The following is a 17,201-nucleotide window of genomic DNA, read 5'->3' on the forward strand; positions in this document are numbered from 1 at the left end:
TAAGGGAATAATGATCCTTTATCATGTCTTGCTGAACACTCAATAATGTTAATTAAAAAGGGTTGGTGCGTTCACCAACCCTTTTTAATTTCATATCTTGATAGTCGTCAATTTTTTAAACGCACATATATCTATGGATTTATTCAGTAAAGAAGAAGGCGAACCGCGAAATTTATTACCAAAGGACGGATCGGTAAACTACTACGGAAAACTGTTTTCGACAAAGCAGGCCGATCAGTATTTTGAAAGCTTACTGAAGCTGACAGAGTGGAGAAATGACGAGGCTATCATCTTTGGAAAATTGATTGTTACTAAACGGAAAGTGGCGTGGTACGGGGATCTGCCTTTTGAATATACTTATTCCAATACCACGAAGAAAGCCCTGCCATGGACAGGGGACTTATTGGAATTAAAGGCTATAGTAGAAGAACAGACACAAGAAACTTTTAATTCATGCTTGCTGAATTTATATCATAACGGCGATGAAGGAATGGCATGGCACAGCGACGGCGAAAAAGATTTAAAAAAGAATGGCGCCATCGCATCATTGTCTTTCGGCGCCGAACGTAAATTCTCGTTCAGGCATAAGGAAGAAAAAACAAACGTTTCGCTAATCCTGGAACATGGCAGCTTATTGCTAATGAAAGGGATTACACAAAGGCATTGGCTGCACCGATTGCCACCTACTAAAAAGGTGTCAAAGCCACGCATTAATCTTACGTTCAGAACAATTGAGAATTATTAAAACCGGAGGTGTTTGACACCTTCTCTACTTTCGTTTAGATGAAAACGTGCTTTAGTCCTGATGACTTTTTATGATAAAGCATTTTGTCATTTCGGAGTGCAGCGAGACCTGCGCAGCAAGCATGAATGCCTTAGAAAATAATTCATAATTATGAATAAATCTTATCCAAGACTCAACAGATCCCCCCTTTCGTCCAGATGACAAAGCGCTTTAGTTTTGAATGATTTTTTATACCCCGTGATCCTTCGCTTGTTCCGGGAATCCTACTTATTTTAACTTTTCCCTGAAAAAATCAATTGTACGTTTCCAGGCCAGTTCGGCTGCTGCCTTATCGTACCGGGGCGTAGTGTCGTTATGAAATCCATGATTCACATTAGCGTACATGTGAGCACTGTACTCCTTTTTATTTTCCTTTAAAGCAGCTTCGTAAGCCGGCCATCCCTCATTAACTCGGGTATCGAGCCCCGCATAATGTAGGAGAAGAGGTGCCTTTATTTTGGGGACATCCTGAATGGGAGGCTGACCACCATAGAACGGCACTGCGGCCGCTAAGCCTGGAATGCGCACGGCCATCAAATTTGCGATCCCGCCGCCAAAGCAAAAACCTACGACACCAATTTTTCCGTTACAGTCCTTGTGACTTTTCAGATAATCGTATGCAGCTATAAAGTCCTCTAACATTTCATCCCTGTTGCGCGCAGCTTGCAGAGCACGGCCACTGTCATCATTCCCTGGATACCCCCCTAATGGGCTTAAAGCATCAGGAGCAATCGAAATAAATCCTGCCAGAGCGGCTCTCCTTGCCACATCCTCGATATGCGGATTCAGACCACGGTTTTCATGAACAACTACAATACCCCCCAGTTTCTTTTTTGCATCCGCCGGCATCGACAACAAGGCTTTCATGTTTCCGCCACCTTTTACAGACTGATAATTGATATAATCGGATTTTAAACGGGGATCATCTCCTTTAATCTGAATCGCGCCCTGGTAATCGGGCGAAAGGAAACCCAATAATGATGTGACGGTAAGTCCTCCCACAGCATAGGTGGATAGCTTTTGCACAAACTCTCGTCTGTTAACGCGATTGTGCGCATAGTCGTCATAAAGATCAAACACTTCCTGTTTGATGTCTTCTTTTTTGATTCCGTTCATATCGTCTGTATAGATATTACCAAATTAAAAAATCTGAGATAATAGTTGTGGTTTGTAACAAGGATGGCACAAAAAAGTATAGACAGCACTTTTGATACCGATCTACAGGAAACACAATACCTTAAGCATCGTCTTGCCAAAAACGCAAAGGCATATTCAGGTCAAATAGTTAATCCCTGAAAATCTATAGCCATGTCTCGTTTCATTGTAAGCTTTCGTAAAGTTATTATTAAACAACTACAACTTATGGAACAGATCCGCAGAGCCAGTTTTTACTGCATTTTATTTAGTTTGCTATTTTTCTCCTGTAAGAAGAAAGATAATTTAGATGTCCCCCAACCAATAAAGGAATTAATACAAACTAATCAGAGCTGCACTTGTCAGCCTTTCATTGATCAATATTTATGGAAGAACCAGACAATTTATTTGTCATCATGCAAAGGACCGGCCTGTGATTGCATCACCTTTTATTATGATGAACAGGGGAACAAATTCAATATGCCTGCAGGCTATATGCCAGACACTTTCAAAAAAGAAAGTAAACTTATAAGGAATATTTGGACGTGTAATTAGGTGGTAAATCAATCGACAGTCTGAAAGGCGGATTTTGGATACCAGTACACCTGGACTCTTGGCATCCTCCTCTTTTTCTTTGTGATTTTCCGCCCTTGTTGGTGTTGTCACCAACAAGCCGACAAACGTCAATAAATGCTGGTTAAATTCTATGAATCTCAAACGGTTCTCGTTCAGTTCTCGTTCAGCTAAACAACCTTTTGAGCGTAGGAACACTGAACCAGAACTGAAGAAAGGCTCTATCTGGTTTTGCTCATATATTCCGCAATTGCTGCATTAAAGACTTTTTTTCCTTTAGGTATTCGGGCTTCATATTCCTCTTTCTTTTTTGCATTTCTTACAATTGATTTTGCATATTGAACAGCATCAGAAAATCGCTTCTGCTCTGCTTTTTGTTTTTCGTTGTAAACTACTTTACTCATGTCAGGATAAGCAGTTAATATAGTTTTACACCCCTGCTGTTTCACAACTATAACTTTGTCAATATTTCCGCGGAACCCTGTGAGAGAATTTTTTAAAATGGCCATCTGTTTTAAGTAACGACAATTAAATTTACGAAAATAGTTGAAAAGTCAGTTGAGGCAAGTTTCACAATCTGCCCTGTTTATTTAAATGGGGTTGATGAATTAATTTGGCAAGTCATTACAACGGATAGTGGTTTTGTTGGCGACAACACGATCAAAGAAAATTTCGGTGCGGATTATCCAACGTGTCGAATCCGGAACTGTTCCTAAAGACTATACGCTAAAAGCACTGGTGTCACCCACAGGGTTTGAAAAGGTTTGGTGAGGACACCAACCCCGGGGGAACCTAAGCGTGTAAGTTGCTGTTAATCAATCGACAGTCTGAAAGGCGGATTTGGATACCAGTACACCTGAACTTTTGGCATTCAGCCTCTTTTTCTTTGTGATTTTAGCTGCAATTCCTGCAATCATGGGAGGTAAAGTCGTAATCACTGATATAGCTGCGGTACACAGTGCGAAGTTCTCTTTAACGATGGTCAGATTTCCGAACAGGTAGCCTAAAGCCAGAAATCCGGCTATCCAAAAAAAGGCTCCTACAAAGTTATAAATTGAGAACATTCTGGGGCACATCTTTCCAACACCCGCAACAAAGGGTACAAAAGTTCGCAACAGCGGGAAGAACCGACTGAATATTACTGCTTTTCCTCCGTGTTTTCTAAAGAAGAGCCTGGTTTTAGCATAGCTTGAAGGCTTTAATATCTTGTTTCCGGGTTTAAATACTCTTAAGCCGGTATACCTTCCAATCATGTAATTAACCTGATTGCCAGTTATAGCGGCAATAAATAATACGAAGCACAATATATATATATTTATTCCGCTTTCACCCGAAGCTACTACAGCTCCTGCAGCAAATAAGAGCGGGTCGCCCGGTAAAAAAGGGAATAATACCAATCCGGTTTCAGCGAAGATTATAAGAAAAAGAATAAGATAGGTCCAAACCTGGTAGGTTTTACTTATATCAGCAATTTGTGTATCAATGTGAAGCAGAAAATCTAAAATGGGTTGAATATATTCCATAGAGTTTGCCTGAGAAACCGGCCATATTAATATTAGAAAACGAGCGAAAGTGTATAGAAGTATAAAATGGTGAAAATTAACAATGTAGATGGCGCTTGCGTCATCTAAACACTATAAGCAAAATTTCTTCTGCCCAAAATAACAGGGTGAGAATAATTTTCCCTGGCAGCCAGTAAATAAACGCTTGGGAAAGGCCGTGATTTTGATCTGCGGCCCGGCAACCTATTGAGTAAGGAGACGCTTCTCTGTTCCCGTGATTAATGCTGAAAAATAATTATTAAATGCGCCCCGAAGCTCTTAATATTCCGATGACACCAACAATTACCCAGAATGTGTTCAGCAGAATATAAGCGGGGTCTTTCCTTAATAGAGCGCACCATGATAATAACAGCGCATCTGCAGTGTTAAAAATCCATACAAAAAGAAAGGGACTGGCCGGGCCCAGCCAGCTGACCAGCGTAAAACTGATAATTCGCATAATCACTCCAATCATTTCAAAATACCTGAGATTTTTGAAAATGAAAAGATTGATATTATTCATTCAGCAATAATGCTAAAATTTTCCAAATATTAAAATCAAGACCAATGAGTTTAAAATAATTTTACCAGCGTTCTTAAGCTAAGAAAAATCAATACTACTCCTACTAAAACCGTCATGGGCTTCCTTGGTATCTTATTTACAAAATAGGCCCCGAATGGCGCAGCAATTACCCCTCCTATGATTAAGCCCAAAATTACCGGCCATCCACTTATTCCGTCAAAGAGAATAAAGGTTATTCCACTGGCAAATGCAATTGCAAATTCCGCGGTATTTACAGAACCAATTGTATAACGCGGATCCCTTCCTTTTCCCATTAGCGTTGACGTAACAATTGGTCCCCAACCTCCTCCGCCAATAGAGTCCATAAAGCCCCCGAATATCGCTAAGACACCAAGGCGTTTGGTTTTTTTCTTCTGAATATTTCTGCGTAAGCCCTTGATAATAATAAGGACAGCTAAAATTATCATATACCCTGCGATATACGGTTTTATCACATCTCCATCTATCACATCGGCCAATAAATAAGCGCCTGCAATTGAACCGGCAACGCCGGGAATAACAAGATTCAAAACAAGTTTTTTATTGATGTTTTTGAACCGGTAATGAGATATAGCTGATGCTCCTGTTGTAAACATTTCAGCTACGTGAACTCCCATGCTGCTTGTAGCCGGGTTTACTCCGAATGAAAGCAGGAAAGTGGTAGATGTGGCACCATAACCCATGCCCAAGGTACCGTCAACCAGCTGGGCAAATACGCCAATGAGTAAAAATATTAAGAAATCAGAATTTAAACCCTTTTTAATATTACCAATTGAAAAGCTATCGTGATAATTGAAAACCAAAATCAACATCAGGGAAACCAATAATACTATTGGGACAATATACCATAGATTGAATTTTGCGCGTCCCTTTATAGCTTGAACCCGTTCCAGATTTTCTGTAGTCATTTTCTTAAATTTTTATTTTTTGATATGCTGCGAAGCGTATAATGTTACGATTGAAATAGTCGTCGGCCGGACGTTTCTGAAACCAGTTCAGATATCCCACATCAAATGTCAGATTAGGTTTTGCATCCACACTTACTCCGGCGTAGATTCGGTTTTGGTCAAAAATATTTCTATTTGTCTTACTTTTTGAGGTTAGATGAATCTCATCGCCCGCTTTAAGCTTAAAGGCCCTTTTATCATCTATCTTCCAGACAGGAATGGTTGCCTGAAGATTATAGCGGAATCTGAAATTTCCAAAATCATATCCATCTGCTAATTCTGTCCTTGTGGTATTGGTATTATGGTAAAATCTTGCCTCCGTTCTATATCGGTGATCGAGCGTGAGTACTTTAAATTTTTGTTTATACGCAACCTCAACATGAGGCCTTAGTTCGGGCACGGTGAGTTTGGATGTTGAGTTGGGATCGTTCGGATTTTGAAGAAAAGCACAAAAGCCCGTAGAGACCTCCAGGCCGCTGCTTCCTAAAGTCCTGTGTATATGGCTTCTGACAAGAAACTGATGCTGGGCTACCGGATCTATAAAATGCCGCTCCTGTATTTCAGTTTGCAAATACCACTTTTCATTGAATTGTAATGTAAGAAAATAACCATACCAGACTAGCTTCTGGTGGGTGACACTTCTTTGTGATTTAGCGCCCGAACTCAGAAAAAACAGTACTATTAATATCGTTATTTTTTTTGCAGTCATTCTGTTTCGAAGAATCAAGGTCACAAATATAGGGAAAACTACTAAGTCTACCATACTTATAGACTTCTTATTTAAAGATAATTAGATGGTTACCATTCACCGGCCGAAACCCTTCATTTACCTGTTAATTCATCCAGCCTGCCTAAATCATATTTTCTATATTGCATTTCCTTCCTAATTTGAATCAACAATCGGAAAAAACAAGAAAAATATCCCTTGTCAAACCAATCATGGATCAGAACCCACTCTACAATTTAAAGGGAATAACACCCGATGAATATTCATTTGTTAAACAATTAATAACAGGTATGACCGACCAGCAGGCTCAGCAATTTGCAATGTTTTACTCGGGAAAGCGACAAAGTCCAGGCGATTTTCTTCTTTTCACTTTAATAGGATTAGTGCTTCTGGCCGGATTGCAACGTTTTATAATCGGCCAATATGGGATGGGAATTCTATATTTTTTTACCGGTGGATTATGCTTTATAGGAACAATTGTTGACGCTATAAATCACAAAAGCCTTGCAACAGAGTATAATCAAAAAATAGCATTGGAATGCGCTCAGCTGGTGAAAATACAGATGATCTAAGTTTATATTTCTACCAATGGCGTTTTTACAACAGAGGGGTCTGGTTCGATAAGAAAGACTTTTCCGCCAGAGCCTTCCCATTTCCCCTTCTCCTCCTTTATATTACAATTATTTCACGAACTTGTAATTTTCCTTCATTACCTGCGACTAACTCTTCAAATTACAATAAGATGGAAAAAGCATTTATCGAAATGATAAATAAGCATCGCGGAATCTTGTACAAGGTTTCCAATTTGTATTGCCACCAGGAAGAGGATAAAAAAGATCTTTTCCAGGAAATGGTGCTGCAGCTCTGGAGATCGTATGCAAATTTCAGGAACGAATCGCAAAGTTCTACCTGGATGTACCGCGTAGCACTTAACACAGCCATTTCTAATTTCCGTAAAGAACGCAGAAAACCTGAGCGAAGGTCGATTTTAGAAACAGATTTTGAAATCCCTGATTTTAGTGATTCTGCCGAAAAAAACGAAAATCTGAACATGCTTAAACTGGCCATTGATCAGCTTACACAAATAGAAAAAGCGATTATCCTGCTTTACCTCGAAGAGAAAAGCTATGACGAAATCTCAGAAATAATCGGCATTAGCAAAAACAATGCTGGTGTAAAGATTAACAGGATTAAAATCAAATTGGAGAAAATTATTAAAGAGAGAAATCATGAATATAGATGAAATAAAAACCGCCTGGAAAGCTTACGGTACCCGGCTGCAATTAACCCATGAACTGAGCGACAAATTAATAATCAGTATGATTAAAGAAAAATCGCACTCCCGCCTGACTAAAGTTAAAAGGCACTATTTGATAGGCCTGTTTTACATGCTGACACTCCTTGGATTTGGTGTAGCGGTGCTTATTGGCAATCCGTTCGACTATACATACACTTTAGAGTATTTACCCATCGCTTTATACTGTATCTGTTTAAGCATCCTCATTGTAGTTATGATTAATACCAACTACAAACTGCAACGGGTAGAAATTAATCATAACAATCTCGAAACCTCATTAAATCGAATAGCGGGCATCTTTGAGAAATATCAAAAACCAGGAAGATTTTTAGGTATAACCCTGAAATTAATTCTAGGTTCCACCATCTTGTTTCCATTATCCTTTTTACCAAGGAAGATAGACCGGCTGGGATTGTGGGGAGGTTTTGCAGAGACACTAATACCCATTATAATCGCAGCAACAATGATATACATCGCCTTTAAACTTGGCGCGTTTAAAGAACGGAACGGCAAAAAATTCGAAGAATATAATCAGGAACTGAAGGAATTAAGGGGGCTTTCGGAGGAACTGGGAAGGGATCTTTAAACCAGGCCGGCTTATTAAACTTATTTAGCAAGGGCCTCCATCGATCAATGGAGTCCCTTATTATTCTGAATCACCTCACGGATTAACTTAAAATGCCTCTTTAACAATTAAATTTTCGCCCACCTGCAAATTGGTCAGGTATTTCTCTACTGCGTCCATCATAGGAGGCGGACCGCATATGTAAAATATTTTATTCAGGTCACCACTGTTTTCCTTGATAAAATCCTGTGTCAAATAACCAAAGGCAAATCCATCAATCTTTTCATCCGATAAAATATTAACGAAATTCTCGCCTAACAATTCTCTGAATTCCTGTTCAAGAATGATGTCGGCTTTGGTTTTATTGGCAAAGATGAGCTTGTTATTCCCTATTTCATTTTTTGATTTAAGATGTCTAAAAATCGAAATAAACGGAGTTACGCCGGCACCACCTGCAATAAATACCCCTTCTCCTTTGTAATTGATAGTGCCAAACACGTCATGCAAAATCAATTCATCATTTGTTTTCAAATGAAGCAATTCATTTGTTACACCTTTATGCGAGGGGTAGGTCTTGATGGTAAATTCCAGATAATCATTCTCCGGAAGGCAGGTAAACGTAAAAGGCCTTTTTTCATTTTGCCAGCCTTCTTTGTTTATGGAAAGCTCGGTAGCCTGTCCAGGAAGAAAATGAAATTCCTGAGGTTTTTCAGCCACGATTCGCACTACATCATGGGTGACGTGCTGAATATCTTTAATTTTTACAATATGATTTGACATGACGATAATACTTTTAATAAACACTTCAGGAAATTAAAAATTTATATACTGCGTACTTCCTTATTTTTAATTAAGGCAATAAGTCCCAGTACAGGCCCCACCGCAAGTAGCATATAAGTATACTGATTATTTATAATTTTTGACAACTGACTTATTAGCTGAATACTGATAATTGTAATTGAAAATCCGATACAATTCACAATAGTGAGTGAAGTTCCTCGTATTTCTTCGGGGGCATTCTGTGCGATTAATGTTGAGAATAATGGAGAGTCGGCAATAACTACCAGTCCCCAAAAAAACAGAAAAATAATCAGCGCCGAAATGGAACTGCTGAGCAAGAAAAGCGGTGAAAGCAAACAACACAAGCAAGATAATAACAAGGAAATGGCAGCTATTTTCTTTGCCCCGATGTATTGAGAAAGTAAACCGCTAAAAACACAAGCAAGCCCGCCGGAAGCAATGATGAGAAATGATAAAAAAGAAATATCCAGTTCTACCTTGTTATGTTTATTAAAGGAAGACAGTATTACCGGTACAAAGGCCCAAAACGCGTACAGTTCCCACATGTGTCCGAAATATCCGATAGAAGCAGCTCTGAAATTTTTATTCCTGAATCCTGAAAGGCATGCTGTAAGATTAAACTTTTGCATCGGTTTACGATAGGGCCCATTGGGAACAAATAACAGTATAATAAATCCTCCTGATACCGACAGAGCAGAAGTGAAAAAGATAACATTTTGCCAATGGAGTTGGGCCGTGATGCTTTTTATCAGATGAGGGAAAGCCGTTCCAATAACTAAGGCACCAACTAAAAAACCCAGTGACTTTCCCAAACCTTTCAGGTAATAGTCAGAAGCGATCTTCATTCCCACAGGATAAATTCCTGCAAGAAAAAAGCCAGTTAAAAACCTGAACAAAAGCAATTCGATCGGGCTGTTGCCTTCGAGACTTATGCCCAAATTAAACAGGCCGGCAACAATTGAACTTATGAAGAAAACCAAGGAGGGAGAAAAACGGTCTGAAATAGTTAACACTGCAAAGCTTAATGTTCCCGCAACAAAACCAAATTGTACGGCACTGGTCAAATGCGCCAGAAAGCCCGGGTCGAGGTGAAACTTGCTAATGATGTCGGGCATAATTGCGTTTCCTGCAAACCATAAGGAAGTGCAAAAAAATTGTGAGATAACTATGAACGGCAAAACCCACTTCATGGTAAGAGGAATTGAGCTGTGAGACTCTAAGTTTTGGAGAGGCAGGCTTTTCATAAATGTCAGAATTATACCTATTTAAAATCAGTCACTCCCAGACCTGCCGTTTCTCCTAACACCCATTTTCCATTCTCAAATTCCGGCATCTCAAAGGGATTATTAGTCGTTAAAAACGGACCGTCAATATCTGCCCAGTCGCAAAGCGGGGCCAGGGACGCTGCGGCTAAAGTAGCAACACTGGTTTCACTCATGCAACCGATCAACACTTTCATATTAAGTTCACGTGCCTTCTTAATCATCAGCCAGGCCTCATGCATCCCTCCGCTTTTCATAAGCTTTACATTTATCCCGTGATAGGCCTCTTTAACAGCGGTAAGGTCGGCCAGGCGCTGGACAGCTTCATCAGCTATAATTGGAATCGGACTCCTCTCGGTTAACCAGGCATTGGAGCCAAAATCGCTTTTCGACATTGGTTGTTCAATCAGTTCAACACCCATTTCCTCCAGCCAGTAAATTAAATCCAGTGCCTTTTCTTTATCGGTCCAGCCCTGGTTGGCATCAACATATAAAGGCTTGCTGCTTATAGTCCGGATAGTTTTTATCAGTTTTTTATCTTCATCCGACCCCAGCTTTACTTTTAAAACCCTTGCTGATTCTGCCTCCATCACCTTTTTTATAATAACCTCCTGGCTGTCTATACCAATTGTTACAGATGTTAAAGGCATTTTATCAGGATCGGAGCCAAAAAGCTTATAGCAGGGTTTATTCTCAAGCTTCCCTTCCAAATCGTGCAATGCAATATCAATAGCAGCTTTAATTGCGGGATTTCCCTGATCGACAGCATCTAAGTAATTGATCACCTCATCATAATTGAAAGGAGGCTTAAACCCATTTAAATCAACTTTGGATAAGAAGCATGAGGCAGAATCCAAGCTTTCACCCAGATATGGCACCATCGATGCTTCACCCAAACCAACGAACCCTTCAAAGCTTATACTAACAAACATAATCGGGGTAAACCTCCGTGAATATCCAGAAATGCTGAAGGGATACTTAAGATTTAGTTCAAAGGGCTTTGAGGCAAGGATCATAAATTTCAAAATAGGGAAAATCTAAAGCACAATTTATAAAGTTAAATGTATTTTATTAAAGGCTTTATTATGAAACGCCATATTCAGATGATCGGTGTTGTATGTTTAGTCTGCTTTTTAGCAGGATGCAGCATTAATAAAAACAGGCCGCCGAGACGGGTAGTTCCCATCGCCCTTATTATCGAATCAAATGAGCCTGACCTTAACATGATAAACTTTAACGTTTATGCTTATAAAGTACTGGACAGGCTGGAAGATTTTAATGACATTGACCTTAAACTTGTCGAGGATACTGATACTGCTAAAATCATTCTCAGCATATCAATAGACCGCTATTTGGTTTTTCCTCCGGAAACGAGAGTAAGCCGCAGAATATTCAGAAGAAATTTACAAACAGGTACCGATGTTAACGGCAGGCCCGTGTATCAAACCATAAGTGCTTCGGCAGATATTGTTCAATCAAGAAGAAGAACTTCTGCCTTGTTTAATACTAATCTCCGGATTAAAGGAAGTCCCGGGAAAAGCGTTAAACGAAGTTTTAGCAATAATTTAAATTTTGATCAGGTGTATGTAACAAATATTCAAGGTGATCCGAGGGCTGTTGATCCCTCAATTTACGGTGCAGCATTTCCTCCTATGGAACCCTTTGCAGAAGATATTTTAATGGCGCTGTCAAATCAGGAAATGCTCGACAGGCTATCCCGGGAAATCCGGTCTTACTACTCGAATAATTATTAAACCCGACTATTTTCCTGTAAAAACCCCCACTCTTTGTACCTTTGCGCCAATGAGTACAGCACTTTTCCGTCCGTTTGACAGATATGATTTTTCTGAGCAAGTTTGTTATTTAACCGGGCAGCCTGCTACCGAACAAACAAGCGTTTTTCCTGAATGGGTATTAAAGCAATTTGATCTGCATGAAAAACCCTTTAAAATGCTTGATGAACATATTGCTACTTACCAGGACATTACTATTCCAGTTTCTTTTGAAGCATTAACTGCCATTCGTTCTCTGGATAACGAAATTCAGGAAGCTTTTAATTCCGGGTATACCGCCGTTAAAGATCTGGAAGAAATAAAACTCTTTCAATGGATTTCTAAACAGGTTTACGGCATCATTCACTGGGAAGTAAGAGCCGGGATGCGCCAGCAAAGAGCTATTGGCGAAGAATTTTCCTTTTCTCAGGCCATTGCCCATAAATTCAGCAATCTTCATATAATGCTTCAGTCATTAGTTCAAACAGTCGAATTTGAAGGTGACTCTCCATGGAGCATACAGGTATTTCCTGTAAAAAATGATGAGGATACGTTTATCTACCGCGATGAAATAAACACACTTGTCTTCTCCTTGCGGATGAATGACTTTGGAATTATCGCAAGTTTGCAGGATAATGGAGAAAGCCTGAATTACCAGAAAGATATTTTAAAGAAAGTTGCGCATAAACAGCTTCATCCTATACAATTTGAAGAGTTATGTGCCCGGTTTTTTTATTCAGCTTACCTGTTTAACCGTCTTCCCGAATACACCATCGTAGCTACCGAAGAAGCAACCTATATAGAGGCTATGCCTCTTAGGATAAGCAGCAGGCCGGTTTATGATATCTGGCAAACAAAAACCTACGGGCAGGTTTTAGAAAACTTCTGGAAGCCCTGGGGATTCCTCCTTCTGGAAATTATTAAAAACCCCGAAATGCCAATGAGTTTTCTGGAAGACAGCAAGGGTGATTTTATACCCGAAGAGAAAATACGCCTAAACTCTTTACTTAAGTAAACCAGGTTGAAATTTCACTTATAAACACCAAAGGCACCTTGGGATAAAAAATTATAGTAATAATGATTCCTGCCAGCGCCCCAAAAAAATGGGCATCATGATTTATCGTTCCGGATTGTTTGGACGCATAGGCACTATACATTAAATACAATACACCGAAAACTACCGCAGGAATGGGAATGGGAATAAAAAAAATGTAAAAACTGGTAAGCGGATCGAAAAGAATATAGCTGAAAACTACCGCCGATACCGCACCTGAAGCACCCAGACTATTGTACCAAAAGTGATCCTTATGTTTTAGAATGGTACTTAAGTCGCTTAAAGCAAGACTGGCGATATACAAAATCGCAAATTGCCATGAGCCAATAATTCTCTCTAATGTAAAGGCAAAAAAGTAATATGAGAGCATATTCATAAACAAATGGCTGTAATCCTTATGTATTAATCCACTTGTAAAAATAGAATACACCCGCTCTCCCCTATGAACACTGTAAGGATGCAGCATAAATTTTCCGTACACCTGCTGATTTGAAAAAGCATAGAGACTGGTGACAATGGTTAACAGAAAAATAATGCTTGCAACAGGTGTTTCCAGTAAATAATATTCCATAGCTCTAATCTCAATTTTTGAAAAATAGCATTAATGAAGGGAAATAGACGAAAATATTTGAATTTACTCTGTGCATTGTTTGAAACCCGCACTCAAATTTATTTTTAATTTGTCATTTGATGTGTTTATCAATTGTAAATAATGCTACCTTTTCCTTATCACTAATAATTATATTGCGACGAGGTGCCGAATGAATTAATTCCATTCAGGATGCTTAAAAAGCAAGCGGTCTCAATATGTTATGACAGAGTTAAATATTAGACTAATATGAAACCACATGAGCCTGTCCGAAAAACAAGCGGGCTTAGCGAAGCGTTCTTATGAACACCTCAAAAAATAAATACCCGTGAAAAATAAGCTCATGCAAACTTCATAACCTATAAGAATCAATTATATTCAAATGAAAAATTTAGATAATTATCGTTTTACTGTACTGGAAAGATTTCTGAGATATGTTACCATACACACAACGTCCGATCCTCATTCCCCTACTAATCCTTCCACAGAGCGCCAGAAAGATTTGGGGAAAATTCTGGTTGAGGAATTAAAAGAAATCGGCATTACGGATGCCGAAATTGATGAATACGGATATGTGTATGCAACGATACCATCGACAACAGAGAAAGATGTGCCCGTTATCTGCTTTTGCTCTCATATGGACACCTCTCCTGATTGCAGCGGCGAGAATGTGAAGCCCATAGTTCATACCAATTATCAGGGACAGGATTTAATCCTGCCTGATGACCCTTCACAAATTATTAAAAAAACAGAGCATCCCGACCTTCAGTTTCAGATTGGGAACGATATTATTACGGCAAGCGGAACCACACTTTTGGGCTCGGATAATAAAGCCGGACTTGCAGAAATCGTAGATGCGGCAAACTTCTTTATAACTCACCCGGAAATAAAGCACGGAAAGATCCGCATTCTTTTTACCCCGGATGAAGAAGTTGGCAGGGGAGTAGAAAAAGTCGACATGACAAAATTAGGGGCTCAATTTGCTTATACTGTTGATGGCGAGGCCGCCGGAACCATTGAGAACGAAACTTTTTCGGCAGACGCGGCTATCTTAACGGTCAGAGGGGTAAGCTCTCATCCTGGTTTCGCCAAAGGCAAAATGGAAAGTGCGATTAAAATTGCATCCGAGATTGTAGCCAACCTTCCGAAAGATAGATTAAGTCCGGAAAGCACTTTTAATTACGATGGTTTTATTCATCCTGTAGCCATTAACGGAACCGTAGAGGAGGCAACTATTGAGTTTATATTAAGAGATTTTGATGAGGCCGAGTTAAAAAATTATAAAAGACTGCTGCTTGCCATAGGTGATGAAGTGCTTGAAGGTTATCCTAACTCTGATTTTACCTTAGAAATTAAAGAGCAGTACAGAAACATGAAAACTGTATTGGAAAACTATCCGCAAATTACTGAATATGCTGAAATGGCTGTTCAACGCATAGGCCTTCAGCCAACGCTTCGTAGTATTCGCGGCGGAACCGACGGCTCCCGTTTATCCTTTATGGGTTTACCCTGCCCCAACATATTTGCCGGAGAGCATGCCTTTCATAGTAAGCAGGAGTGGGTTTCGGTTCAGGATATGCAGAAGGCGGTAAAAATGATCGTAAATCTTGCAGTGATCTGGGAGGAGAAATCATGATAAAATGCTTCCGGGCGTTTGTGAGCGAAATTTTAGTCGCCAATTAAACGCCTTTGGTCTAAAATCCCCCCGCTTTGGGCTCATATTCCAATTTAAATGAGGGATGAAAGTATCTTTGTATAATGGCATTAAAGAATCTGAGCATAACTAAATATCTCACTCCTGCTTTCCACATATTATTCTGGGGATTGATTATTATCTCACCTTATTTATTTCGAAATCCAAATACCTGGGAAGGATTTAAACCATGGCATTATAAGCTGATTATTAATAATGCAACGCTCGCATTACTTTTTTACTTCAACGCATTTGTACTATATCCTAAAGTTTATAAATCTAAAGGCTTAGTAATTTACCTGCTTACCGTAATCGCCGTAATCATAGCCTTAATGGCTTTTTCACGGTTCGTTGATAGCCAGCTCTTCGCAGAAATGAGAAATTTCAATAAGGGCCGGCGCGGCGGAGGCCGTGGAGGTGATCGCTGGTTCAGATGGTATATTACGAACATCGTTACCTATGTATTTATCATGGGGATAAGCTTTAGCTACCGGGTAATAAAAGATACTAATCAGCTCGAAAAGATCCGCAAAGAGAATGAAAATGAAATGTTAAAGTCTGAACTGACATTTTTACGCTCGCAGGTTAGTCCGCACTTTATGTTTAATGTTTTAAACACACTGGTATCTCTTGCCAGAAAGAAATCTGATCTGATGGAGCCCTCTCTGATACAGCTCTCCAACTTAATGCGATATATGCTTTATGAAAGTAACGAAGACAGGATACATTTAGAACAGGAGGTAGAGTATTTAAGAAGTTACATCGATTTGCAAATGCTACGTTTTGGAGATGATGTAAAGATCGAACTAAACGTTTCAAAAGATCTTGAAGGATATGACATTGAGCCAATGCTGCTCATCGCCTTTGTCGAGAACGCTTTTAAGCATGGTATCGGGATGATTGAAGAACCCGTAATTAAGATTTTTCTATCAATGGATAAAACCAAACATTGGCTGGAATTCAGGGTTGAAAATAACATATCCCCACAAGAAGGATCAAAGGATAAAAACTCGGGAATAGGTTTGATTAATATGAAAAGACGGCTGGAGCTATTGTATAAAGACCGTTACATTTTAGAAACCCGTAAAATCGGAAATATCTTTGTATCTGATCTAAAAGTTCGTCTCAAATGATTAAATGCCTGGTAGTTGATGATGAGAGATTAGCAATTGAGCTAATGGAAGACAATATCCGTCAGGTTCCATTTTTAGAACTGGTTGGCAGCTGCAAGAATGCAATGGAAGCAATGAAATTTCTCAGCCAGCAAACAGTTGATTTGATTTTTCTTGATATCCAAATGCCCGGCTTATCCGGATTACAGTTTGTAAACAGCCTGGCTAGCCCGCCTTTAATAATTTTTGTGACGGCGTATGAAAAATACGCTGTTGAGGGATTCAATCTGGATGTACTGGATTATCTGATCAAACCCGTATCCTTTGAACGATTTTTCAAGGCCGCCAATAAGGCATTGGATCTTATTAATTTACGAAATCAGGTTTCTGCTCCATCTCAAGCCGCCGCTTCAACCGATTGCTTGTTTGTAAATGCCGACTATTCACTGGTTAAAATAAATATTAGTGAAATCCTTTACATAGAAGGCCTTAAGGATTACATAAAAATTTATTTATCTGATACCGAAAAGCCGGTAATAACTCGCTTAAGCATGAGATATATGGAAGAAAAACTTCCTTCCGAAAGGTTTATGCGTGTCCATAAATCATATATAATATCGCTTGAAAAGTTAATCTCATTTAAGAAAAACAGAGTGCTTCTGCCTTCATTTGAGGTACCCGTCAGCGACAATTACCGGGACGCATTATTAACATATATGGGACAACAACAGTAAACGGCTATATATCATTTCAATCAACTTCAATATAGCAGGTATTAAGCTGCATAA

Annotated in this window: 19 protein-coding genes; 9 read left to right on the forward strand and 10 right to left on the reverse strand. The window is 39.3% G+C overall.

The genetic code is table 11. The features are described 5' to 3' along the window. Positions 1 to 133: 133 nt before the first annotated feature. Positions 134 to 745 carry an alpha-ketoglutarate-dependent dioxygenase AlkB family protein gene (locus tag WG906_RS16170; RefSeq protein ID WP_339993883.1) on the forward strand — a complete coding sequence of 204 codons (612 nt, stop codon included), beginning with the start codon at positions 134 to 136 and terminating at the stop codon, positions 743 to 745. A gap of 267 nt (positions 746 to 1,012) precedes the next feature. On the opposite strand, the gene WG906_RS16175 is transcribed toward WG906_RS16170, so the two are convergent. From WG906_RS16175 to WG906_RS16200, 6 genes are all read right to left on the reverse strand, one after another. After that, complete coding sequence (locus tag WG906_RS16175) at positions 1,013 to 1,900, reverse strand: dienelactone hydrolase family protein (RefSeq protein WP_339993884.1); 888 nt, start codon at positions 1,898 to 1,900, stop codon at positions 1,013 to 1,015. Positions 1,901 to 2,712: 812 nt separating this feature from the next. After that, a complete protein-coding gene (locus WG906_RS16180; protein ID WP_339993885.1) occupies positions 2,713 to 3,000 on the reverse strand; it encodes a hypothetical protein in 288 nt (95 codons plus the stop codon). A 306-nt stretch (positions 3,001 to 3,306) separates the two neighbouring features. Further along, positions 3,307 to 4,014, reverse strand: coding sequence for a VTT domain-containing protein (locus WG906_RS16185; RefSeq protein ID WP_339993886.1), 708 nt, complete (start codon positions 4,012 to 4,014; stop codon positions 3,307 to 3,309). Positions 4,015 to 4,291: 277 nt separating this feature from the next. Then, positions 4,292 to 4,555, reverse strand: a complete 264-nt coding sequence (locus WG906_RS16190; RefSeq protein ID WP_339993887.1) for a CBU_0592 family membrane protein — start codon at positions 4,553 to 4,555, stop codon at positions 4,292 to 4,294. Between the two features lie 50 nt (positions 4,556 to 4,605). Continuing rightward, a complete protein-coding gene (locus WG906_RS16195) occupies positions 4,606 to 5,502 on the reverse strand; it encodes a sulfite exporter TauE/SafE family protein (RefSeq protein WP_339993888.1) in 897 nt (298 codons plus the stop codon). A 4-nt stretch (positions 5,503 to 5,506) separates the two neighbouring features. Next, a complete protein-coding gene (locus WG906_RS16200) occupies positions 5,507 to 6,304 on the reverse strand; it encodes a DUF2490 domain-containing protein (protein WP_339993889.1) in 798 nt (265 codons plus the stop codon). A gap of 176 nt (positions 6,305 to 6,480) precedes the next feature. Here WG906_RS16200 and WG906_RS16205 point away from each other — a divergent pair, with 176 nt between their 5' ends. The 3 genes from WG906_RS16205 to WG906_RS16215 all read left to right on the forward strand — a co-directional run bounded on the left by WG906_RS16205 (position 6,481) and on the right by WG906_RS16215 (position 8,151). After that, positions 6,481 to 6,840 (forward strand): TM2 domain-containing protein, encoded by a 360-nt coding sequence (locus WG906_RS16205; RefSeq protein ID WP_339993890.1) that lies wholly within the window; start codon positions 6,481 to 6,483, stop codon positions 6,838 to 6,840. Positions 6,841 to 7,010: 170 nt separating this feature from the next. Continuing rightward, a complete protein-coding gene (locus tag WG906_RS16210; RefSeq protein WP_339993891.1) occupies positions 7,011 to 7,511 on the forward strand; it encodes an RNA polymerase sigma factor in 501 nt (166 codons plus the stop codon). Then, positions 7,498 to 8,151, forward strand: a complete 654-nt coding sequence (locus WG906_RS16215; RefSeq protein ID WP_339993892.1) for a hypothetical protein — start codon at positions 7,498 to 7,500, stop codon at positions 8,149 to 8,151. Before WG906_RS16210 ends, WG906_RS16215 begins: the two co-directional genes overlap by 14 nt. Positions 8,152 to 8,238: 87 nt before the next feature. Here WG906_RS16215 and WG906_RS16220 read toward each other — a convergent pair whose 3' ends face one another. Genes WG906_RS16220 through WG906_RS16230 form a run of 3 tightly spaced genes read right to left on the reverse strand, consistent with a single transcriptional unit; the run spans position 8,239 to position 11,209 of the window. Then, entirely contained in the window at positions 8,239 to 8,910 is a 672-nt protein-coding gene (locus WG906_RS16220; RefSeq protein ID WP_339993893.1) for a ferredoxin reductase domain-containing protein, read from the reverse strand. A 41-nt stretch (positions 8,911 to 8,951) separates the two neighbouring features. Then, entirely contained in the window at positions 8,952 to 10,175 is a 1,224-nt protein-coding gene (locus WG906_RS16225; protein WP_339993894.1) for an MFS transporter, read from the reverse strand. Positions 10,176 to 10,192: 17 nt separating this feature from the next. Next, a complete protein-coding gene (locus tag WG906_RS16230; RefSeq protein ID WP_339993895.1) occupies positions 10,193 to 11,209 on the reverse strand; it encodes a dipeptide epimerase in 1,017 nt (338 codons plus the stop codon). A gap of 69 nt (positions 11,210 to 11,278) precedes the next feature. Between WG906_RS16230 and WG906_RS16235 the strand changes: the two genes are divergently transcribed. Together WG906_RS16235 and WG906_RS16240 are read left to right on the forward strand one after the other, a co-directional pair. Further along, positions 11,279 to 11,947: a hypothetical protein gene (locus tag WG906_RS16235; RefSeq protein WP_339993896.1), complete on the forward strand. Its 669-nt coding sequence runs from the start codon at positions 11,279 to 11,281 to the stop codon at positions 11,945 to 11,947. A gap of 49 nt (positions 11,948 to 11,996) precedes the next feature. Then, positions 11,997 to 12,980: a hypothetical protein gene (locus WG906_RS16240; RefSeq protein WP_339993897.1), complete on the forward strand. Its 984-nt coding sequence runs from the start codon at positions 11,997 to 11,999 to the stop codon at positions 12,978 to 12,980. Here WG906_RS16240 and WG906_RS16245 read toward each other — a convergent pair. Then, entirely contained in the window at positions 12,973 to 13,590 is a 618-nt protein-coding gene (locus WG906_RS16245; protein ID WP_339993898.1) for a rhomboid family intramembrane serine protease, read from the reverse strand. The genes WG906_RS16240 and WG906_RS16245 overlap by 8 nt on opposite strands. A gap of 400 nt (positions 13,591 to 13,990) precedes the next feature. On the opposite strand from WG906_RS16245, the gene pepT reads away from it, so the two are divergent. The 3 genes from pepT (at position 13,991) to WG906_RS16260 (ending at position 17,147) form a co-directional block, all read left to right on the forward strand. Further along, the gene (gene pepT / locus WG906_RS16250) at positions 13,991 to 15,244 is read left to right on the forward strand and encodes a peptidase T (RefSeq protein WP_339993899.1); all 1,254 of its coding nucleotides are present in this window, start codon (positions 13,991 to 13,993) and stop codon (positions 15,242 to 15,244) included. A gap of 122 nt (positions 15,245 to 15,366) precedes the next feature. Continuing rightward, positions 15,367 to 16,434, forward strand: a complete 1,068-nt coding sequence (locus tag WG906_RS16255) for a sensor histidine kinase (RefSeq protein ID WP_339993900.1) — start codon at positions 15,367 to 15,369, stop codon at positions 16,432 to 16,434. Continuing rightward, positions 16,431 to 17,147 carry a LytR/AlgR family response regulator transcription factor gene (locus WG906_RS16260; protein ID WP_339993901.1) on the forward strand — a complete coding sequence of 239 codons (717 nt, stop codon included), beginning with the start codon at positions 16,431 to 16,433 and terminating at the stop codon, positions 17,145 to 17,147. Before WG906_RS16255 ends, WG906_RS16260 begins: the two co-directional genes overlap by 4 nt. Positions 17,148 to 17,201: the final 54 nt, after the last annotated feature.

Origin of the sequence: Pedobacter superstes, from assembly GCF_037622515.1 — a bacterium.
Classification (GTDB): Bacteria; Bacteroidota; Bacteroidia; order Sphingobacteriales; family Sphingobacteriaceae; genus Paradesertivirga; species Paradesertivirga superstes.